The organism is Rhizobium sp. GR12 (assembly GCF_036596185.1).
Classification (GTDB): Bacteria; Pseudomonadota; Alphaproteobacteria; order Rhizobiales; family Rhizobiaceae; genus Agrobacterium; species Agrobacterium nepotum.
Genome location: NZ_JASXTH010000015.1, coordinates 97,134 through 118,194 on the forward strand (window position 1 = coordinate 97,134; position 21,061 = coordinate 118,194).

A 21,061-nucleotide genomic window follows, 5' to 3' on the forward strand; every position below is an offset into this window, starting at 1 on the left:
CCCTCATCCCGCTGCCGCGACCTTCTCCCCGGCGGGGAGAAGAAGCGAGCACACCCGCTCGATCTATGCGCAACGTAGGCTACGCGGCCGGCACTCAGGCTGGCTCTTCCAGCTTGATGCTCAGGCTGCGCAACTCTTCCGTATGCGGATGTTTGATGCGGCCCTCGCGCAGATCGCCCGCGCTCAGCTGCTCCACCATGTCGCCGTTCAGCATCACGCCCACCTGTGGGCACAGATGCGCGATGACCGCCAGATTGTGGCTGACGAGGATATAGGTGAGGTTGCGCGCCGCGCGCAGATCTTGCAACAGGTTCAGGATTTCCGCCTGCACCGAAACGTCGAGCGCCGAAGTCGGCTCATCGAGCAGCAGAACCTGCGGATCGGCAATCAACGCACGCGCAATCGCCACGCGCTGGCGCTGGCCACCGGAAAGCTGGTGTGGATAACGGAAGCGCACCGCCTGCGGCAGGGCCACATCCGACAAGGCCTGCTGGATGCGTTTTTCGATATTGTCCATGCCGTGAACCAGCGGCAATTCGCTGAGGATACGGTCGATGGTCTGGCGCGGGTGCAGCGAGCCGTAAGGGTCCTGAAACACCATCTGCACCTGCCGGAAGAAGTCAGGCGCGCGCTTCAGCGGTGCGTCCTTGCCGGCAAAAGCGATGCGGCCTTCCCAGCTTTCATTAAGGCCGGCCATGGCGCGCAGAATGGTGGACTTGCCCGAGCCGCTTTCGCCGACGATGCCGAAGCTGCCGCCCTTTTCCACCGAAAAGGACACGCCCTTCACCACTTCGCGGTCGCCGAACTTGATACGGAGGTTTTCGACGTCGATCATTGGCTGGACCACGCTGCATCACGGTTGAGAACGGGAAGACGCTCGCGCGGATGCGTCAGCGAGGGGATGCAGTTCAAAAGACCCTGCGTGTAAGGATGCTGGGCTTTCAGGAGTTCGGAAGCCTTCAGCTCCTCCATCACCCGGCCGGAATACATGACAGCCACGCGGTCGCAGAAATGCGAGACGAGCGGCAGATCGTGGCTGATGAGGATGAGACCCATGCCGCGTTCCGACACCAGCTCCTCGATCAGCCGCAGGATTTCCGCCTGCACCGTGGCGTCGAGAGCGCTGGTCGGTTCGTCGGCGATCAGAAGCTCGGGATCGGGCGCGAGCATCATGGCGATCATCACGCGCTGGCCCATGCCGCCGGAAACCTCGTGCGCGTAGGACAAAGCGACCTGGCGCGGATTGCGGATTTTCACCTGATCGAGCAGCGCAATCGCTGCTTCCATGGCCGCGCGCTTGCCGCCACCCTTATGGGCGCGCCAGGCTTCCGCGATTTGTGCACCCATGGTCTTGACCGGGTTCAGCGAATATTTCGGATCCTGAAGGATGAAACCCGCCCGCTTGCCCCGAATCTGGCGCATCTGCTTTTCACTGGCGGAAAGCACGTCGATACCGTCGAAGGAGAGCTTGTCGGCCCTGATATCGGCGTTGGAGGGCAGAAGCTTCATCAGCGCGCGGGCCGTGAGGCTCTTGCCGGAACCGGATTCACCGACGATGCCGAGCTTTTCGGTTCCGAGCTTCATGGAAACACCGCGCACTGCCTCGAAACGGCTGGTGCGGGTTTGAAATGCGATCTTCAGATTTTCGATTTCGACCAGCATGGCTCAATGTCCCTTCGGGTCGAGCACGTCGCGCAGACCATCGCCAAGGAAGTTGAAGGCGAGCGAAACGAGGAAGATGGCGATGCCCGGAATGGTGGCGACCCACCATTGTTCGAAGATGAAGCGCTTGGCGGTGGCAATCATCGCGCCCCATTCCGGCGACGGCGGCTGCGCGCCCATGCCGAGGAAGCCGAGGCTGGCTGCCGTGATGATGATCGAGCTCATGTCGAGCGTGATGCGCACGATAAGGCTCGGCACGCAAAGCGGCGCGATGTGGCGGGCGATGATCCGCCAGGCGGAGGCCCCCGTCAGCCGATAGGCAGCGACGAAATCGCTGCCGCGAACCGTCATGGTTTCGGCGCGTGCGAGACGCGCATAGGGCGGCCAAGCGGTGAGCGCGATGGCGAGAATGGCGCTTTCGACGCCCGGCTTCAGCGCCGCGACGAAGGCCAGCGCCAGAATGAGACGCGGGAAGGCCAGAAACACGTCCGTCACCCGCATCAGCACCGTATCGACGATGCCGCCGAAATAACCGGCGATGCAGCCGATGGCGAGCCCGATCGGTGCGACCAGAACAACAACGGCGATGACCATGCCGAGCGTGACGCGGCCGCCGTAAAGGATGCGCGAAAGAATGTCGCGGCCCAGCTCATCCGTGCCGAACCAGTGCTCGGCACTTGGGAAGGCAAGGCGATTGCCGAGGTTCTGCGCGGCCGGATCATAAGGCGCGATGGCCGGCGCCAGCAGCGACAACGCGATGAAGACGATGATGATCGTGAGACCGACCACCGCCAGCGGATTGGACTTGAGGTTCAGCCAGATGCGGTACCGGTTTCCCCAGGCAGCCTGGCTGCGGGAATGCGGCGTCTCATCCAGAGCCCAGTTTCTGAAATTAGCTAACATCATCGAACGCGCGGATCCATTACTCGGTAAAGTACGTCTGCAAGCAGGTTGAGGCCGACATAGATCAGGCCAATCAACAGGGTTGCTCCGACGACGGGGTTCATGTCCGCGTTCATGAGCGAGACGGTGAGGTATTGGCCAAGGCCCGGCCAGCTGAAGACGGTTTCCGTCACCACGGCACCTTCGAGAAGACCGGCATAGGTGAGTGCGAGAACCGTGACGAGCTGCACGGCGACCGTCGGAAAGGCATGTCCCCAGATGACGGTCATGGCAGAAAGCCCCTTGGCGCGGGCGGTAATGACATATTCGCCCTTCAGCGCATCGATCATGAAGGCGCGCGTCATGCGGGTGATATAGGCCATGCTGAAATAGGCAAGGATGCAGACCGGCTGCACCATATGGGCAAGCGCATCGTAAAACGCGCCCCAGTCGCCGGCAAGCAACGTGTCGACAGTCATCAGGCCTGTAACCTGCGTGATCATGCCGTCATAGATGATGTCCTGCCGGCCCGGTCCGGGTGCGACGCCGAGTGTGGCGTAGAACACCAGCAGCGAAATCAGCGCCAGCATGAAGACCGGCACGGAATGGCCGGCAAGGCAGACGACGCGGATGACCTGATCGGTCACCTTGCCCTGCTTCACGGCGGCCCAGACGCCGAGCGGGATGCCGATGAGGGCGGCGAGAATGAGCGCGGCCGTGGCAAGCTCGAAGGTGGCAGGGAAAACGCGCTTGATATCGATCCAGACCGGATTGCGGGTCAGGATGGAGTTGCCGAAATCACCGTGCAGCACCTGCGAGACATAATGGAAGAACTGTACGACCAGCGGCTGATCGAGACCCATTTCGGCCCGCACCCGCACGATGACGTCTTCGGGCGCATTATCGCCGACCGCCGCGATGACGGGATCGACGGGCATGACACGCCCGATCAGGAAGGTGACGACCATCAACCCGAACAGCGTCAGAATGACGCTGCTCAGTGTCGACGATATGCTTTTAACGCGCTTGTTCAATGTCACGCTTTCTTCGCATCGTGGTAGGAATTGCCCTCGGAGAGAACGCCGAGTTCGAAACCGGAGACGCCCTTGCGGAAGGCGGCCGTCTTGGTCGTCTGGAACATGAAGACGAACGGGCTGTTTTCCATATGCTCGCGCTGCAGGGCTTCATAAAGCTCGATACGCTTTGCCGGATCCTGCTCGTCGCGGGCCGCTTCCGCCTTGGCGGCGAAATCGTCGTTCTTGAAACGCGAACGCCACAGGAACGGCTTGGACTTCACATCGTCGCCATTGTCCTTGTTGATGTTGAAGACATCGGCATTGGAATGCGGATCGAAATAATCCGTACCCCAGGCGGAAAGCGCCATCTGGTGTTCGCGGCCGCGCATCTTGGTCAGAACCTGACGGTTCTCGGCCGATTGCAGACGCACCTTGATGCCGATATCGGCAAGGTTGGCCTGGATTGCCTGCGCCAGGTCAGGGTAAGGCTGGGCCGAATAGTGATCCATGGTGATTTCGAAACCATCGGCAAGGCCGGCTTCCGCCATCAGCGCCTTGGCCTTTGCGACATCACGCTGGTACGGCGTGTCGTTGACGGCGCCGGGGAAGCCCTTGGGCTCGAAGCTCTGGTGGATCTCGTGCGTCAACGGCACGATGTTTTCCTGCATGCCCTTATAGTCCAGCGCCCATTTGATGGCCTGCCAGACCTGCGGCTTGGCAAGGTTCTCATTGCCCTGATTGAGCGAGATCAGCACCAGCGAGGCGATGCTCTTGCGCTCCAGCTCGATGTTGGCATCGTTCTGGACGGTGCGCAGCTGTTCCGAGGTCAGGTCGCGGGCAATGTCGATATCGCCCTTCTGCAACATCAGAAGCTGGGAAGACGGATCGGTGACATGGCGCAGCACGACGCGCTTGATGTTGCCCTTATAGGGGCCATTCGGGTTGACGGTCAGCGCGACGCTTTCGCTCGGCTTCCAGGCCTGCAACATGAAATCGCCGGAGCCGGCGCTGTTCTTCTGCAACCAGCCATTGCCGAGGTCTTCGCCCGAGGCATTTGCCAGCACGGCCTTCTTTTCGACGATCGCGCCGATATTGGCGGAGAGGCAATAGAGCAGGAACGAGATGGCGGTCGGCTTTGCCGTCGTCAGCTTCACCGTCTTGTCGTCGGCGGCAACGATGGTCGTTTCGGCATTGTCAGGCGTGAAGCCGAACTGGCCGATGATGAAGGCCGGGCTCTTGTTCATCTTGATGGCGCGTTGCAGCGAGAAGGCCACGTCTTCCGCGGTCACTTTCGCACCGCTGGAGAAGGTGGCGTCGTCGGAGATCGTGAAGGTGAAGACCTTGCCTTCGGCATCGGCTTCCCAGGATTTCGCGATGACCGGATCGACCTTGGTGGAATCCTCACGGTTGGCGCGCACCAGCTTCTGATACATGTTGGAGATGATTTCACCGCCGACGGCTTCGAAACCTTCATGCGGGTCAAGGCTCGTCATATTGTCCAGCTGCTGGGCAACGACCAGAATATCCTTCGGCGTAGCGGCAAATGCCGGAATGCGCGCATAGGACAGGAACGGCACGGCAGCGCCAGCGATCAGCAGGTTGCGTCTTGAAATCATCGAAAATCCCCTTTCGGATCTTATTTTTCGGGAATGGAACGGGTTTGCCCCAATCCAGTCATTTTTTTTATGTTTTCCCGCGATTACCACGAGCAAACGAGGCGCGACCAATTCCAAATTTGGCAGAGCCTATGCACGGATTGCATTTGCTCCGGCCTTGACGTTTCCTCTACCAATTCTCAAAAGTCTGACGGACGCGCGCCCGCGCGCCTCTCCATATCCAAAGGTGAATGACGATGACCGATGAAAAAACCGTACCCGTCTTCGACGGCCACAACGATGTGCTTCTGCGGTTATGGCGATCGGGCAACGCTTCTCCCGAAACGCTTCTCATCGAAGGCGACACGGTTGGCCATATCGATCTGCCGCGCGCGAAGAAGGGCGGTCTGGCCGGCGGTCTCTGCGCCATCTATGTGCCCTCGCCCAGCATGGAAAAGGACGCCAACGGCGACTACCCGACACCGGCAGAGGCGGACGCGCTGAAGGCGACGCTCGGCATGGCGGCTCTGCTGTTCCGCGCCGAGAAACAATCCGACGGTGCGCTGAAAGTCTGCCGCACGGCAGCCGATATCCGCAGCGCCATGGCTGAAGGCGCCTTCGCCTCCGTCTTCCATATCGAGGGCGCGGAAGCGATCGGTGCCGATCTCGATGCGCTGCACGTTCTCCACGAAGCCGGTCTGCGCACGCTCGGGCCGGTCTGGAGCCGCCCGAACATCTTCGCTTACGGCGTCCCCTTCCGTTTCCCGTCGACGCCGGATATCGGCCCCGGCCTTACCGATGCCGGCAAACGGCTGGTGAAAACGTGCAACGAACTGAAGATCATGGTCGACCTGTCGCACATGAACGAGCAGGGTTTCTGGGACATCGCGAAGATTTCCGATGCGCCGCTGGTGGCGTCGCATTCCAACGCCTATGCGCTGTGCAACCACAGCCGCAACCTGACGGACCGCCAGCTGGACGCAATCCGCGACACGGGCGGCCTTGCCGGCATCAATTTCGGTGTTCTGTTCCTGCGCCAGGACGGTGTGAAGAACCCGCAGACCGATCTCGGCGAACTCGTCCGCCATGTCGACTATATCGTCAACCGCATCGGCATCGATCATGTGGCGCTCGGTTCGGACTTCGACGGCACGACGATTCCCGCCGCCATGAAGGATGCGGCCGATCTGCAATTGCTGGTCGAAGCCCTGCGCAAGGGCGGTTATGACGACGCAACGCTTGCCAAGATCTGCCACGGCAACTGGGTGCGCGTGCTGGAGAAGACCTGGGGCGCATAAAGCGCCCCCGACTTCAACTTCTCCCCCGCCGCATCCGCGCCGGAGATATGAAGCGGCAGGCCTCAGGCCTTTGCCGCTTTTTTTCTGCCCGTGGCACGAAACGCCAGAAGACCGCCGACGACGGCAATCATCGCCCACTTGACCGGCAGCGCATCCGCCGTTTCGCTGCGGATCGGCAGAACCGTCACCGTTCCCGGACGCGATTCATATCCGGCTTGCCCGCTGGCCTTGGCGTCAGCGATCTGCTGCGGCGAAACGACCCATTCCGCGCGCCGCATCTTGTCATAGGCCATGTAGCCGCCACCCGCCAAAACGGCGATAACGAGCGAAAGTACGATCCTTGTAGGCATGTTCATTTGCATCTCCTTCAATTGAAAGGAGCGTGTAGTCGCATCAAACACCATCACCAAGCAACCGTTACGGTCAATTTGGCGCGTTTTGGAGCAATCTCGAAAATCCCGCATTCCCCAGTTGCATTTTTACCTTTAGACTTGGCGGGCTTTGCGAAGAACCGCGCATAAACTTCACATCGACACTTCATGCTTTTCTGCTAATCACATTTCCGAAACCGAAACGAATTGGCGACACATTCCTGTGGTTCGCCAACCGGGAAACGGGCGCTGGATAATCAAATGGCAGACAAGAGCGAAATCATACAAACCGATGTCACGGAATCTGCGGTTGAGAGCTTTTTCGCAAGAAACCGTTCCTACCTGACCGCGATCGCCATCACGCTGGTCTTCGTGATGATGACCTTCGCCATATATCACCTGACCTCCGAAGTCCGCTATGACGACGTCATCGAAGCGCTGATGCAAACTTCGGCCTCGGCGGTTCTGCTCGCCATCGTCTTCACCGCGCTCAGCTTTCTGGCGCTGATCTTCTACGACGCCAATGCAATCGAATTTATCGGCCGCAAGCTTCCGTTTCCGCCCATGGCGGCAACGGCCTTCGCCGCCTATGCCATTGGCAATACCGCCGGTTTCGGGCCGTTGAGCGGCGGTGCGATCCGCTTTCGCGCCTATTCCCGGCTTGGGCTGTCGCCCGGCGAAATCGCTCGCGTCATCGCCTTCGTCACGCTTTCCTTCGGGCTTGGCCTGCTTTCGGTCAGCGCCATCTCCACCCTGATCGTCGCGCCGCGCATCGCCGCCATCATAGGCATCGACCCCCTGGTTCTCAGAACCGCCGCGCTGGCCGTCATCGCGGCTCTTGTCGTTGCCGCCTATGTCGGACGCAACGGCCGCGCCATCCGGCTCGGCGCCTGGCGACTTCGCCTTCCCGACAGCCGCACATCCTCGCGTCAGTTCCTGGTTTCCGCCTTCGATATCGCCGCTTCCGCCTCCGTGCTCTACGTGCTGCTGCCCGACACGCATCTCGGCTGGCCGACATTCTTCGCAATCTACGCCACCGCCGTCGGCCTCGGCGTCCTCAGCCACGTGCCGGCCGGTCTCGGTGTTTTCGAAACCGTGATGGTCGCGGGCCTCGGCAATGCGATCAGCGTCGACCAATTGCTCGGAAGCCTCGTCCTTTACCGCGTGATCTATCACGTCCTGCCGCTGGTGGTCGCCATTCTGGTGATGCTCGTCTCCGAGATGAAGCAGTTCGCGGCAAAGCCGGTGGTTTCCGATATCAGCCAGCTTGCCGTCCGGCTCGCGCCGCCGCTTTTGTCGACCTTCGCGATGATCCTCGGCACCATGCTGATCTTTTCGAGCGTGACGCCGACACCCGACGGCAATCTGGATTTCCTGTCCAATTTCGTGCCGTTGCCTATCATCGAGGCGGCGCATTTTCTCACCAGCATTCTCGGCCTCGTTCTGGTCGTCGCCTCGCGCGGCCTCGGGCAGCGGCTGGACGGCGCCTGGTGGATCGCCCTCGTCGCCGCCTCGCTGGCGCTGGTTCTCTCCCTCCTCAAGGCCATAGCGGTTTTCGAAGCCGCAATCCTCGGCATCTTCATCGCAGCCCTTGCCGCCAATATGCGCAGCTTCAACCGCCATGCTTCACTGGTGAAGCAGGCGCTGGGCCCAAGCTGGCTCGCCGCCATGGCCGTCATCGTGGCGGGCGCGGCAACCATTCTGCTTTTCGTGTATCGCGATACGGATTACAGCCAGACATTGTGGTGGCAGTTCGAATTCTCCGAGGAAGCCCCACGCGGATTGCGCGCCCTTCTCGGCCTCGTACTCGCCTCGTCCACCATCGCCATCTTCAGCCTCATGCGGCCGGTGGCCTTCCGGCCGGATGCGATCGAGGCCGACGATGTCGCAAATGCCACCACCATCGTGATGACGCAGGATTCGGCCGACGCCAATCTGGTGCGCATGGGTGACAAGCACGTAATGTTCTCCGAAAGCGGCAGCGCCTTCATCATGTACGGCATTCAGGGCCGGTCCTGGATCGCCTTCGCCGACCCCGTCGGCGACGAGGAGGATTTCCCCGATCTCGTCTGGCAATTCGTGGAAGCCGCCCGCGCGGCGGGCGCACGCGCCGCCTTTTACCAGATCTCGCCTTTCCTCCTGTCCCATTGCGCCGATGCGGGCCTGCGCGCCTTCAAACTCGGCGAACTGGCGCTGGTGGACCTCACGGCATTCGAACTGAAGGGTGGCAAACTCGCCAATCTCCGCCAGTCGCTGAGCCGCGGCGCGCGCGACGGGCTGACCTTCGAGGTCGTCGAACGATCGCATGTCGCAGATATTCTGGACGAGCTGAAGCAGGTCTCCGACGGCTGGCTCGCGCACCACAATACGCGGGAAAAGCGCTTTTCACTCGGTGCTTTCGAGCCGGATTACATTCTGTCCCAGCCCGTCGCCGTGCTGCGCAAGGATGACAAGATTACCGCCTTCGCCAATCTGATGGTGACGGATACGAAAAAGGAAGCCACTGTCGATCTCATGCGCTTTTCACCGGATGCGCCGCGCGGCTCGATGGACTTCCTCTTCGTCAGCATCATGCAGCATCTGCGCGAGGCGGGATATGAAAGCTTCAATCTCGGCATGGCGCCCATGTCCGGCATGTCGAAACGCGATGCGGCGCCCGTCTGGGACCGCATCGGCAGCACGCTTTTCGAACATGGCGAACGTTTTTACAACTTTAAGGGGCTTCGTGCGTTCAAGACGAAGTTCCACCCGAAATGGGAACCGCGTTACCTTGCCGTGCAGAACGGCGCAGACGCCGCTCTGGCGCTGATGGACGCGACGGTTCTGATCAGTGGCGGTGTCAGAGGAGTGATCGGAAAATGAGAAAATACAGCATGTTGAAGACGGTCCTTGCCGCTTCCGCCCTGTTCGCTTCCCCCTTGTTTGCTTCCAGCGCCGCCTTTTCGCAGGACAAACCGGCCTATGAGACCGGCATGATCCCCGCCGAGCACATCATGGTGCCGGACGGTGATATTCTCGCCAGCGTCTTCCTGATTTCCGACGCGGACGGATGGACAAATACCGACGAAGAGCGCGCCAAGGCGCTGGTGGAAAAAGGTGCCGCCGTGGTCGGCATCGACTTCAAGGAATATCTGAAGGCGCTTGAGGCCGATGACGACGACTGCATCTACATGATCTCGGACATCGAGTCGCTGTCGCAGCAGATCCAGCGCACCGCCGGCACCAGCAGCTATCGTCAGCCCATCCTCACCGGCATCGGCAAGGGCGGAACGCTGGCGCTGGCCATGATCGCGCAAAGCCCGGTTTCTACTGTCCGGGAAGCCATTGCCGTCGACCCAAAGGCCGGCCTGCCGCTTGAGAAGATACTCTGCACCCCCGCCACCAAGGACAAGGTGGATGGCGAGACGGTCTATGGTCTGACCGATGGCCCGCTGCCCGCGCCGGTCAGCGTGCTGTTCACGCCCGATGCGGACCAGAAAGGCCGCGACCACGTCAACGCGCTGGTAAAACTTCATCCCGATATCGACGTGACGGATGTGACCGACAAGGCGGACGAGGTTCTGACCCAGACCCTGTCCGATCAGTTTGATGCCGCCGGCGATGCGGACAGCCCACTCGGCCTGCCAATCAAGGTTCTGGAAACCAGCCCGGTGATGGACACCATGGCGGTGATCTATTCCGGCGACGGCGGCTGGCGCGATCTCGACGAGGAAGTGGGCGGCGCGCTGCAAAAACAGGGCATACCCGTGATCGGCGTCGATGCGCTGCGTTATTTCTGGAAAGAAAAGCAGCCTCAGGAAGTGGCGGGCGATCTCGCACGCATCATCGACACCTACCGCAAGGAATGGAAGGTTCGAAACGTGGTGCTGATCGGCTACTCCTTCGGTGCCGATATCATTCCCGCCACCTATAATCTTCTGCCGGAACGCGCAAAATCGCATGTCGTACAGCTAACCCTCATGGGGCTGTCGACCGAAGTGGATTTCGAAATTTCCGTCGAAGGCTGGCTGGGTGTCGCCGGCGAGGGCAAGGGCGGCAAGACCATCGACGACATCGCCAAAATAGACCCGAAGCTGGTGCAATGCATCTATGGAACGGAGGAAGAGGATGAAGATCCCTGCCCCGGACTGAAGGCGAAAGGCGTGGAGGCGGTCGGCATCGAGGGCGGCCATCATTTCGATGAGGATTATGAAGGGCTGGCCAAGCGTATCGTGACATCGCTGAAGACCCGGCTGCCGAAATAGGCAGTCACGACCTGATGGGCTTCGGGAAAACTCCCGAAGCCGCAATGCCGCTGGTCTTCAACCACCGCAAATAGTGGCATCGGCAGCATGCAGCTTCCGAAATGACCGATTGCAGCCCGGAAACCTTCCTTGAAAGTTCCTCGGCACAACGGCGATGCTTGCGGAATCGGTTAAAGTATTATTCAAAAGAAATATGCTGGCGGCGGATGTCCATGGCATTTCCGCAACCATGCCTCTGTTGATTGCCAATCATAGATTTTATATTTCCGGACCGGTTCAGGGAGCCGCCGCATGCTCGCACGAAAGACAAAAACGCCAGTTCTCGTGGAACGCATCGACCAGTTCGTCGGCCGGGTGCGGGAGGCGATGAAAAGCAGCGACGCGTTGCGAAACAAGAAGATCCGCGATCTGTGGGACGCCGAGGTCCGCTACCATTTCGACAATGGTCGCACGGAAAAGACGCTCGAACTTTACATCATGAAATATCGCTATGCCCTGAAGGCCGAATTCGGCGCCAAGAGCACCCCGCTTGCCATCTGCAACATGAAAAAGCTGCGGGAGCGGCTGAAGACCTATATCGAGCGGGCCGACTATCCGAAAACCGGCGTGGCGACATCCATCGTCGAAAAAATCGAACGGGCGGAACTCAACACCGCCGGCCGCAAGCCGACCGTTCTTTTACGGATCGCCGATTTCATTGCCGCGATGAACGGCATCGGCTCGAAAGACGAGATGCAGGCTTTGTGGAACGCCGAAATAGGCATCATGAAGGGCAGAGCCCAGACAACGATCATCTCCTACATCACGAAATACCGCAACGCCGTCCGCGAAGCCTTCGGCGACGATCATCCGATGCTGAAGATCGCAACCGGCGATGCCGCGATGTATGACGAAGCGCGCCGGGTCAAGATGGAGAAGATCGCCAACAAGCACGGCGCGCTGATCACATTCGAAAACTACCGGCAGGTCCTGAAAATCTGCGCCGATTGCCTCCAGTCCGCCGATCCCCTGATGATCGGTATCGGCCTGATCGGCATGACGGGACGACGCCCCTATGAGGTCTTCACTCAGGCGGAATTTTCCCCTGCCCCCTATGGCAAGGGCGTCTCCAAATGGAGCATCCTGTTTAACGGTCAGGCCAAGACGAAACAGGGCGAAGGAACGAAATTCGGGATTACCTACGAAATTCCCGTCCTTGCCCGCTCCGCCACGATCCTGTCCGCCTATCAACGCCTGCGCGAAAGCGGGCAGGGAAAATTGTGGCTCGGCATGTCGATCGACGATTTTTCGTCGGAAACCCGCCTGCTGCTCAGGGACACGGTCTTTAATCTGTTCGAGGATCTCTGGCCGAAGCAGGAACTGCCCAAGCCCTATGGCCTGCGGCACCTTTACGCCGAGGTGGCCTATCACAATTTCGCCCCGCCACACGTCACGAAGAACAGCTATTTCGCGGCCATCCTCGGCCATAACAACAACGACCTCGAAACCTCGCTGTCCTACATGACCTATACGCTGCCGGAAGATCGCGACGATGCGTTGGCGCGGGCCAAACGCACGAACGAACGGACATTGCTGCAAATGGCGACCGTCATGCCGGTCTCCGGCAAAAACCCCCGGTAGCACCTGCAACCGCTCCGGAAAAAGCGACCGGTACCCTTTATCATAGGAATTGCGCTGATGCAGCAGCCGGCGGTATTTTCGCGTGCCGGTTCCGGCGGTCTCCACGGGTAGGCCTACGCGATTTTGACAAGCCCCCGGCCCGATTATCAACCGACGCATGCAGGGTGTCGGGGCTCGGTCCGCTTTTACCTGCGCACCTCCAAACGCGGCAACACCAAGTAAAAATTCGATTTTATTAACATATATTCCTTCTAATTTAACAACATAGAATACATTATTTAGAAAATTCTTCCAATAATACAGCTAAAGGCAAGACTATAACGCAATAGTTCAAAGTATTACTGGCGAGAACGAATATTTCGGCCACAGTTTTTCCGGAGACACATGGTGCTGTCCGCCTATACGACCTACGCTCTCTACAATCGTGATTTGGGATTGTCGCTGAAACGCGTCGCGAGCGACCCGGTCGTATCGCGTGATGCCAAATATTATGCGGACAATATCGGCAACGTCAAAAGCCTCGACGAGTTCCTGAAGGATTACAGGCTCTACTCCTACGCCATGAAAGCCCACGGCCTGGAAGACATGACCTATGCCACTGCCTTCATGAAGAAGGTGCTGGAAAGCGATCTCAACGACCCGAACAGTTTCGCCAACAAACTGAAGGATACACGATACCGCGACTTCGCGACGGCGTTCGATTTCGGCAACATCAAAGCGGAAAAATCAGTTCAGACGAAATCACAGCAGGACCGGCTGATTGCCACCTATCACGATACGATTGAACAGGAAGCCGAGGAGCTAAAGGAAGAGACGCGGTTTTATAACATAGCCATCGAAAAGGTCGGCCATGTCGACGATATCTTCAAGAACACGCGGCTTCGGGATTATATCTTCAAATCCTTCACTATCGACGCCGAAACCTTCAGCTACCAGCACGTCAAAGACGTTCTCACCAGCGATATCAGCAACGCCGATAGCTATATCAACAAGACCTACAAGCCATTGATTCCGGACTGGAAGGAAAAGGCGGCCGACCTGCGCATAGAACGCGCGAAGATCGCATCCACCGACAAGGTGGCGCTCGCAAAGATCGACTACCTGATCAGCCAGTATAACAAGCGTATCAACGATGCGAACAAGTTGTTCGAGATGGCGGCGGCGTTCAATTTCCAGGGTGATGGCCGGGTGGATGACGGCATGCCGGCGCAGACGGCGGCCCAAAGGCGACTGGTCAACGAAACCTACGTTCTCTCAAATCCTCGCCTGACGCAGGCCGGAGCGGTTCTCAACCGTGATTATTTCACCGACAAGATGAAAACCATCACCGAGGCCAGCCAGATGACCCAATTTGTGCGCCTGAGAACGATGCTGATCGTCAGTTTCAATCTGATGGACAATGACGAGACCGACGAGAAAATCGGGTGGGCTCTTTTACAGGACCCGGATGATCCGCAAAGTCCTGTCCACAAAGAGAAAGACAAGGGTCTCGTCGATCTGGCACGGGCCTTCAATTTCGGTGCGGACGGGAAGATCGAGACCGGAAAGGCGGCCCAGAGCACCGAACAGCTCAACACCATGATGAATCTCTATTTCAGCCGCTACAATGACAAGGACGAAGTGGCGGACGAGAAGGCGATCAAGGACTACCGGCGCTACATCGGCCTGACGAAAAATCTCGCGGATTTTCTGTCCGACGCGCAGGCGGCGGTTATCATTCGAAACTTCGCCCTGAAGGCGTTTGATATTTCCGCTGGAGAAGCGTCGTCCTTCACACTCAAACGGGTGTTCACCAGCGATCTATCGGACCCGAAAAGCTACGTTTACACCTTGAAGGACGATCGCTTTGTCCGGCTTGCCAAGGCCTTTAACTTTGATTCCGAAGGCAAGATCGGCTCGCCACGGCTCGCCCAGGCGGAAAACGAGATCACCCGGATATCGCGGAGTTACCTGACGGAAATCACCCGTTGGGACAAGGACAAGAAGGTCAAGGAGAAGGCGGAGAAAGAGATCACCTATTATCGCCAGCGCATGGAAACGCTCGAAACCGCCGATCAACTGCTTGCCGATCGTCGCCTGCTCGATTTCATGCTGGTTGCGCAGCGTATCGACCCCAAATCGGTCACCACCGATTATCTGAAGAAGATTTTCAAATCCGATCTTCAGGACCCCAAAAGCTTCGCCAACACCGAAACCGATGCCCGTTTCCGGGCTCTTGCCGGTTCCTTCAATTTCGACGCTAAGGGAAAGATCAACACAAAGGCCGGCCAGAACGTGCAGAACACCCGCAGCCTTATGGAGATGCGCGACAAATATGTTCGCCAGACGCTGGAGGAACAGGCTGGCGAAGAAAATTCCGGGGTCCGCCTTGCCCTTTACTTCAAGCGAATGGCCGGCGGCATTTCCAACTCCTATGACATATTGGCCGATAATGCGCTTGCTGAGTTCACCCGCACCGCCCTTGGAATTCCTGCCGAAACCGCAAATTCCAAGCTGGACGCACAGGTGAAGATGATCGAGAAAAAACTGAAGATAAAGGACCTGCAGGACCCCAAGAAGGTCGAAAAACTGGTCAACCGTTTTCTGGTCATGTTCGAAGCCAACAATTCAGCGCCCGATCCTCTCCTGACATTATTGGGCGGCAGTTCCTCGATCAGCGGCAATACGCTCGCGACGTTGGCACAGCTGCGCGGCGGTCGCAGAGGCTAGAATACGCCTGGCTTGATCGGCGACGTCGCCGACGCACCCGACCGCCAGCGAAAGCTGATACCCACGACGCCCACCTTGCGATCTTCGCGTGCAATGTACTTGCAATGGCCGGTTCCTATGCCTGCGGAAACTTAACCGCAGCTGAGAGGAACTACCCATGTCCGAGAGATCGTTACCTGCAATCCGGGCCGCGATCGCCGTCACCGCCGCATCGATCCTGCTTACGGCCTGCGCCTCGACAGTCATGAAAAGCTACATCGGCGCGCCCATCACCAGCGTGATGCTGGACTATGGACCGCCGGACAATATTTACAGCCTAGGCGCTGGCCAACAGGCCTACCAGTGGCGGAAAAACAAGACGCAGGTCGTCGCCGGATCGTCGAGCGGTGAGGTACGGACAACACGGCGGGGCGAGCGTTACGAAGTGTCCGAAACGCCGGGCTATGTCGAGCGCATCGATTGCTTCTACACTTTCTACACACGCAATTCCGGAGCCGAATGGTATGTGACAAGCTTCCGGCAGCCGTCGCTCGAATGCGAATGACCATTTCGGGATTTCAAACTCCGGCCGCGACACCCCGTTCGACCGCCGCGTTTCATCGCCCGGTCGTCATGGCTATGCAGCGCTTTTCGAAGGGATGGATCGAATTTCCAGCCGAACGCAAAAGCCGGGGTTGAGGTCGAGGAATGAGACACGCCCACAATGAAGCTCCGCCGCCTTCTGGATCAGATTTAACCCGAGGCCAGCTCCCGGCGAATTCGTGTTGATGCGGTGAAACGGCTCGAATACCTGCTCTCGTTCCGAGACGGGTATGCCCGGGCCTTCGTCGCAAACATCCATGGCTCCCGCAGCACTGACCCGGATCGTGATAGCGCCCTTGCCGCCGCCATGATCGATCGCATTGCGGATGAGGTTGACGACCGCCATTTCGATGATCGACGTCTGGATCGTGAATACGGCCTCTCCTTCGCTCGGTTCGAAAGCGAACTCGTAACCCGCATCCATCGCAATCGGAGCAAGATCGGTCGCGATGCGCTCGACGAGAATATTCAGATCCTGCGGCTCGGCGGGCAACTCCACCGCACCCACCGCCTGCATCTCCAGCAGCTGATGCGCGACGCGTGTCAGGCGGTCCATATCGGCCCGCAGCTGCCGGCTCAGTTCGTCGTCAGGCAAAAGGTCGGCTCTTATCCGCGCGATTGCAATCGGCGTTCTCAGCTCATGAGCGGCATCGGCAAGAAAGCGGTTGCGGCGATTATACCCCTCATCCAGCTTGGAAAGCGCAATATTGAAGGCGTCCACCAATGGAATGATTTCATTGGGCACCTTCGAACGATCGATACGGGCGGAACGGTTCTCGAAGTTGATCGATTGCGCCTGGCTGACCGTTTCCATGAGGCCGCTCAGTGAACGGCCGACCGCACGCGGTGTCACGAGCAATGTCGCAACGCCGGTCAGGAGCAGCATGGGAACGACGGCAATCAGGATGATGAAGCCGAAACCGGGCAGCACGGTGAGCCAGCGGATTGCGCCGTCACGGTCTTTTTCCAGATCGAGCTGCATGCTGATCCAGAGATTGAGGCCATCGGTCGGGAAATTTCCCTCCGTTCCGGCAATGAATTGCAGCCGTCCGGCAGGCGTATCGCGATTTTCCATGGTGGCGCGGATTTTATCCCCGGTTTCCAGGCGCGCCCGCTCCAGGGTACGGGGGAGCATCGCCGTCAGAGCCGGGGGTATTTCTCCGTATTGCGAAACGATTGCATCGGCGTCCCGAACCGTGAACCAGAGGTTCGGGTAGCGCTGTTTCAGCTCAGCCAATTCGAGCGTAGCCGCAATTTGCACCCGGCCTTGTCCATCCCTTGTCACGCTTTCCGCAACGACCCGGACGGCTTCTTCGTTGGCATCTTCCAGTTGCGGATTGATGATCCATATCCAGCTGACGAGGAGGACGACAAAGAGAACGAGAAAAAACGCCTGCAACGCGAAAAGACGCTTCATCAGCGCCCACCGCAGGGATCGGTTACGCTCCTGTTTCATGCATTCGACCGGATGAGATAACCGATGTTTCGCACGGCCCTTATCTCGACCGTGGCTTCGGCCTGCGCGAGCTTCTTTCTGATCCGGGAAATATGGGCATCCAGAGCATTCGATTCGATCTCATCATCAAGGGTATAAACCGCTTCGACCAGATTGGGTCTCGTCACGATGCGGTTCGGGCGTCGCATCAGAGCCTCGAGCACCAGATATTCGCGACGCCGAAATTCGACGGTGGAACCGGCAACGGAGACTTCATTACTCTTCGGATCGATGCTCAGATTTCCGAAACTCACATATTTGTCGGAGAGCGAAGGACCGCGCCGGTGCAGCGCCCGAAGGCGAGCGAGCAATTCCTCGATCGCAAAGGGCTTGGCGAGATAGTCGTCCGCGCCGGCATCGAGCCCGTCAACGCGGTGATCGACACTTCCAAGCGCCGTCAAAACAAGGATCGGTACGGAGTGCCTGGCTTTGCGAAGCGAAGACACAAGGTTCAGCCCTTCGCCATCCGGAAGACGGCGATCCAGAACCAGCACATCGTAAGTCCCGTCGCGCGCCAGAGCATCGGCATCGGCGATCGTGCTGACGTGATCCGCAAGCACATCACGCCGGCGCAAGGCTTCGAGCAATGCTCGCGCCATTTCGGGTTCATCTTCAAGAAGCAAGATTCGCAATGACTTTTCCTCGAAGGTGAACTCTTGCCGTCCCCACCACTGGTCGGTGAATGTTGCAGCTACATTGCACGCGTGGAGCCAGACTATTCTTCTTCCATCACCTCGCCCGACGCACTCCAGGTGTCCGATCCCGGCCTGTATCCGTGGCGTGCATAAAACCGGTCAAGCTCGCGCTGCTGCGGCACCTCGCCGGTGTAGATCGCGATATAGTCCGGGATCCTTTTCATGCGCACGGCCACCTCCTCCTCCGACTGCATGGAGATATAGCCGATCTGCACGAGATAGGTGGTGCGGGCACGCACATCCGCCATGGTTTCGGAGTGGCCGAAACGCGCGAACATGTGCGAAAGCGCATCCATTCTCGTCCGGTCGGCCTCGCGCACCTCGGCAAGAATGTCGTCGGACTGAAGCGCCCAGCTGCGCACCGCAAATTCGAACCTGTTGTCGAAAAGGCGGGAATCCAGCCAGCAATCGAAAACATTCAGCATCGCTTCGGCGAGGGTCTCCGCATAGGCCTCGGACTGCCTGACGATGCTGCCGGTATTCTTCTCGCGCCAGCGGGCGACCAATGCGACCAGCAACTCCTCCCGATCCCTGAAGAACCAGTAGAAACTCGTGCGCGACAGGTTGAGCTTTTTCGCCAGCGGCAGGATTTTCACGGAATCCACACCGGATTCGAGAAGGGCCTGATAGGCGGCCTCAAGCCAGCCCTCCTGCGATCCACGCCAACCCGTCTCGTTCAATGTCGCTTCCATGATGATTTCCTATCAAATCGGCCTGGTCGCGACAAGGCGAATGTCCACTCATGTCGAAACCATAAACACAAGTGTTTTATAATTGACACCTATGTACATTCCCGCTTAGCCTTCTCCTAACGAACTTTCCTGGAGCACGCTCGCCATGTCGAATGATCCCCTTCTTCAGCCTTACCAGCTGAAGCATCTCACCCTGCGAAACCGCATCATCGTCACCTCGCATGAACCGGCCTATCCGGAGGACGGCATGCCGAAAGGGCGCTACCGCGCCTACACGGTCGAGCGGGCAAAGGGCGGCGTGGCCTTGACGATGACGGCCGGCTCCGCCGCCGTGTCCAAAGACAGCCCGCCCGTCTTCAACAATCTGCTGGCCTATAAGGATGAAATCGTTCCGTGGATCAGGGAAATGACCGACGCCGTGCATGAAGAGGGCGCGGCGATCATGATCCAGCTGACGCATCTCGGCCGCCGCACCCGTTGGGACAAGGGTGACTGGTTGCCGGTGCTGGCGCCATCCCACCAGCGGGAAGCCGCGCACCGCGCTTTTCCGAAAAAGATCGAGGACTGGGATATCGAGCGTATCATCAAGGACTTCGCCGATGCCGCAGAACGCATGAAGGCCGGCGGCATGGACGGGGTGGAGCTGGAAGCCTATGGCCATCTCATCGACCAGTTCGTCTCACCGCTGACCAATGAGCTGGATGGACCCTATGGCGGTTCGCTTGAAAACCGCATGCGTTTCTGTTTCGACGTCTTCAAGGCGATGCGCGAACGTGTGGGCGACGATTTCATCCTCGGGGTCCGCTATACGGCCGACGAATGTCTTGAGGGCGGCACCGGAAAGGCGGAGGGCCTCGAAATCTCGCGTCGTCTGAAGGATAGCGGCCTGATCGACTATCTCAACGTCATTCGCGGCCATATCGACACCGATCCCGGCCTGACCGACGTCATCCCCATTCAGGGCATGGCGAACGCGCCGCATCTGGACTTTGCAGGAGAAATCCGCGCGGCAACCAATTTCCCCACCTTCCACGCCGCCAAAATCCAGGATGTCGCCACCGCCCGATACGCCATCGCCTCCGGCAAGGTCGACATGGTCGGCATGACCCGCGCCCACATGACCGATCCGCATATCGTGCGCAAGATCATGGAAAAGCGGGAGGACGATATTCGTCCCTGTGTCGGCGCCAATTACTGTCTTGATCGCATCTATCAGGGTGGTCTCGCCTTCTGCATTCATAACGCGGCAACCGGCCGTGAAGAAACCATGCCGCACGAGATCACCAAGGCGACGGAAAGACGGAAGGTGGTGATCGTCGGTGCCGGTCCGGCCGGGCTGGAGGCCGCGCGTGTCTGTGCCGAACGTGGCCATGAGGTCGTCGTGTTCGAGGCCGCGAACGATCCGGGCGGCCAGATCCGCCTGACCGCGCAAAGCGAACGCCGCCGCGAAATGATCGGTATCATCGACTGGCGCATGAGCCAGTGCGAAAGGCTGGGCGTCACCTTCCACTTCAATAGCTGGGCGGAAGCGGACACGGTGCTCTCGGAAAGCCCTGATGTCGTCATCATCGCCACCGGCGGACTGCCGCATACCGACGTGCTTTCAAAGGGCAATGATCTGGTCGTCTCCTCGTGGGATATCATTTCCGGCGACGTCAAGCCGGGCACGAATGTGCTGGTTTTCGACGATGCCGGCGATCATGCGGGCTTGCAGGCCGCCGAATTTATCGCAAAAGCGGGTGCGAAAGTGGAGATCATGACACCGGATCGCGCTTTTGCCCCTGAGGTCATGGCGATGAACCTCGTGCCCTACATGCGCTCGCTGCAAAAGCTCGACGTCACCTTCACCGTCACCTATCGGCTGGAAGCGGCGGAAAGAAACGGCAACCAGCTGATCGCCCGCGTCGGCAGCGATTATGGCGGCGTGACGAAAACAAGAACCGTGGACCAGATCGTCGTCAATCACGGCACGGTGCCGCTCGACGATCTCTATTTCGAACTCAAACCCGGCTCGAAGAACCTCGGCGAAATATCCTACGACGCCCTGCTGGCTGGCTCCGCCCAAACCGTCGAGCGTAATCCGGAAGGCGACTACCGGCTTTTCCGGATCGGCGACGCGGTCGCCGCACGCAACACACATGCGGCGATCTACGATGCGCTGCGTCTCGCAAAGGACATTTGAGAGGCCGCCGCGATACGC

Annotated in this window: 16 protein-coding genes; 7 read left to right on the forward strand and 9 right to left on the reverse strand. The window is 59.1% G+C overall.

Annotation, left to right across the window (positions count from 1 at the left end; genetic code table 11):
• Positions 1-94: 94 nt before the first annotated feature.
• From QSK43_RS22830 to QSK43_RS22850, 5 genes are read right to left on the reverse strand one after another with little or no spacing between them, the layout of a single operon-like run.
• Positions 95-835 carry an ABC transporter ATP-binding protein gene (locus QSK43_RS22830; RefSeq protein ID WP_332305389.1) on the reverse strand — a complete coding sequence of 247 codons (741 nt, stop codon included), beginning with the start codon at positions 833-835 and terminating at the stop codon, positions 95-97.
• On the reverse strand, positions 832-1,662 hold the full coding sequence (locus QSK43_RS22835; RefSeq protein WP_332305390.1) for an ABC transporter ATP-binding protein: 831 nt from the start codon (positions 1,660-1,662) through the stop codon (positions 832-834). The genes QSK43_RS22830 and QSK43_RS22835 overlap by 4 nt, the downstream gene beginning before the upstream one ends.
• A 3-nt stretch (positions 1,663-1,665) precedes the next feature.
• Complete coding sequence (gene nikC, locus QSK43_RS22840) at positions 1,666-2,568, reverse strand: nickel transporter permease (protein ID WP_332305391.1); 903 nt, start codon at positions 2,566-2,568, stop codon at positions 1,666-1,668.
• Complete coding sequence (locus QSK43_RS22845) at positions 2,565-3,578, reverse strand: ABC transporter permease (protein ID WP_332305421.1); 1,014 nt, start codon at positions 3,576-3,578, stop codon at positions 2,565-2,567. The genes nikC and QSK43_RS22845 overlap by 4 nt, the downstream gene beginning before the upstream one ends.
• Positions 3,579-3,580: 2 nt before the next feature.
• Positions 3,581-5,176 (reverse strand): ABC transporter substrate-binding protein, encoded by a 1,596-nt coding sequence (locus tag QSK43_RS22850; RefSeq protein ID WP_332305392.1) that lies wholly within the window; start codon positions 5,174-5,176, stop codon positions 3,581-3,583.
• 236 nt (positions 5,177-5,412) lie between these two features.
• On the opposite strand from QSK43_RS22850, the gene QSK43_RS22855 reads away from it, so the two are divergent.
• Positions 5,413-6,453 carry a dipeptidase gene (locus QSK43_RS22855; protein WP_332305393.1) on the forward strand — a complete coding sequence of 347 codons (1,041 nt, stop codon included), beginning with the start codon at positions 5,413-5,415 and terminating at the stop codon, positions 6,451-6,453.
• A 62-nt stretch (positions 6,454-6,515) separates the two neighbouring features.
• Here the strand turns inward: QSK43_RS22855 and QSK43_RS22860 are convergent, their stop codons facing one another.
• Complete coding sequence (locus tag QSK43_RS22860) at positions 6,516-6,809, reverse strand: hypothetical protein (protein WP_332305394.1); 294 nt, start codon at positions 6,807-6,809, stop codon at positions 6,516-6,518.
• A 276-nt stretch (positions 6,810-7,085) separates the two neighbouring features.
• Between QSK43_RS22860 and mprF the strand changes: the two genes are divergently transcribed.
• From mprF to QSK43_RS22885, 5 genes are all read left to right on the forward strand, one after another.
• Positions 7,086-9,686 (forward strand): bifunctional lysylphosphatidylglycerol flippase/synthetase MprF, encoded by a 2,601-nt coding sequence (gene mprF, locus QSK43_RS22865; protein ID WP_332305395.1) that lies wholly within the window; start codon positions 7,086-7,088, stop codon positions 9,684-9,686.
• An 11-nt stretch (positions 9,687-9,697) separates the two neighbouring features.
• Complete coding sequence (locus tag QSK43_RS22870; protein WP_332305396.1) at positions 9,698-11,068, forward strand: virulence factor; 1,371 nt, start codon at positions 9,698-9,700, stop codon at positions 11,066-11,068.
• Positions 11,069-11,359: 291 nt separating this feature from the next.
• Complete coding sequence (locus tag QSK43_RS22875) at positions 11,360-12,688, forward strand: telomere resolvase (protein WP_332305397.1); 1,329 nt, start codon at positions 11,360-11,362, stop codon at positions 12,686-12,688.
• 384 nt (positions 12,689-13,072) lie between these two features.
• The gene (locus tag QSK43_RS22880) at positions 13,073-15,397 is read left to right on the forward strand and encodes a DUF1217 domain-containing protein (RefSeq protein WP_332305398.1); all 2,325 of its coding nucleotides are present in this window, start codon (positions 13,073-13,075) and stop codon (positions 15,395-15,397) included.
• Between the two features lie 157 nt (positions 15,398-15,554).
• Entirely contained in the window at positions 15,555-15,941 is a 387-nt protein-coding gene (locus QSK43_RS22885; protein WP_332305399.1) for a hypothetical protein, read from the forward strand.
• Between the two features lie 72 nt (positions 15,942-16,013).
• Here QSK43_RS22885 and QSK43_RS22890 read toward each other — a convergent pair whose 3' ends face one another.
• The 3 genes from QSK43_RS22890 to QSK43_RS22900 form a co-directional block, all read right to left on the reverse strand.
• Positions 16,014-17,396: a sensor histidine kinase gene (locus tag QSK43_RS22890; RefSeq protein ID WP_332305400.1), complete on the reverse strand. Its 1,383-nt coding sequence runs from the start codon at positions 17,394-17,396 to the stop codon at positions 16,014-16,016.
• Positions 17,397-17,431: 35 nt separating this feature from the next.
• Entirely contained in the window at positions 17,432-18,106 is a 675-nt protein-coding gene (locus QSK43_RS22895) for a response regulator transcription factor (RefSeq protein WP_332305401.1), read from the reverse strand.
• A gap of 83 nt (positions 18,107-18,189) precedes the next feature.
• Positions 18,190-18,861: a TetR/AcrR family transcriptional regulator gene (locus tag QSK43_RS22900; RefSeq protein ID WP_332305402.1), complete on the reverse strand. Its 672-nt coding sequence runs from the start codon at positions 18,859-18,861 to the stop codon at positions 18,190-18,192.
• A gap of 145 nt (positions 18,862-19,006) precedes the next feature.
• On the opposite strand from QSK43_RS22900, the gene QSK43_RS22905 reads away from it, so the two are divergent.
• The gene (locus tag QSK43_RS22905; protein WP_332305403.1) at positions 19,007-21,043 is read left to right on the forward strand and encodes an NADH:flavin oxidoreductase; all 2,037 of its coding nucleotides are present in this window, start codon (positions 19,007-19,009) and stop codon (positions 21,041-21,043) included.
• Positions 21,044-21,061: the final 18 nt, after the last annotated feature.

What these genes read in the sequence shown, in the direction of transcription:
- QSK43_RS22830 (WP_332305389.1), bottom strand. Translation starts at nt 835, where the DNA reads ATGATCGACGTCGAAAACCTCCGTATCAAGTTCGGCGACCGCGAAGTG.
- QSK43_RS22835 (WP_332305390.1), bottom strand. Translation starts at nt 1,662, where the DNA reads ATGCTGGTCGAAATCGAAAATCTGAAGATCGCATTTCAAACCCGCACC.
- nikC (WP_332305391.1), bottom strand. Translation starts at nt 2,568, where the DNA reads ATGATGTTAGCTAATTTCAGAAACTGGGCTCTGGATGAGACGCCGCAT.
- QSK43_RS22850 (WP_332305392.1), bottom strand. Translation starts at nt 5,176, where the DNA reads ATGATTTCAAGACGCAACCTGCTGATCGCTGGCGCTGCCGTGCCGTTC.
- QSK43_RS22855 (WP_332305393.1), top strand. Translation starts at nt 5,413, where the DNA reads ATGACCGATGAAAAAACCGTACCCGTCTTCGACGGCCACAACGATGTG.
- QSK43_RS22860 (WP_332305394.1), bottom strand. Translation starts at nt 6,809, where the DNA reads ATGAACATGCCTACAAGGATCGTACTTTCGCTCGTTATCGCCGTTTTG.
- mprF (WP_332305395.1), top strand. Translation starts at nt 7,086, where the DNA reads ATGGCAGACAAGAGCGAAATCATACAAACCGATGTCACGGAATCTGCG.
- QSK43_RS22870 (WP_332305396.1), top strand. Translation starts at nt 9,698, where the DNA reads ATGTTGAAGACGGTCCTTGCCGCTTCCGCCCTGTTCGCTTCCCCCTTG.
- QSK43_RS22875 (WP_332305397.1), top strand. Translation starts at nt 11,360, where the DNA reads ATGCTCGCACGAAAGACAAAAACGCCAGTTCTCGTGGAACGCATCGAC.
- QSK43_RS22880 (WP_332305398.1), top strand. Translation starts at nt 13,073, where the DNA reads ATGGTGCTGTCCGCCTATACGACCTACGCTCTCTACAATCGTGATTTG.
- QSK43_RS22885 (WP_332305399.1), top strand. Translation starts at nt 15,555, where the DNA reads ATGTCCGAGAGATCGTTACCTGCAATCCGGGCCGCGATCGCCGTCACC.
- QSK43_RS22890 (WP_332305400.1), bottom strand. Translation starts at nt 17,396, where the DNA reads ATGAAGCGTCTTTTCGCGTTGCAGGCGTTTTTTCTCGTTCTCTTTGTC.
- QSK43_RS22900 (WP_332305402.1), bottom strand. Translation starts at nt 18,861, where the DNA reads ATGGAAGCGACATTGAACGAGACGGGTTGGCGTGGATCGCAGGAGGGC.
- QSK43_RS22905 (WP_332305403.1), top strand. Translation starts at nt 19,007, where the DNA reads ATGTCGAATGATCCCCTTCTTCAGCCTTACCAGCTGAAGCATCTCACC.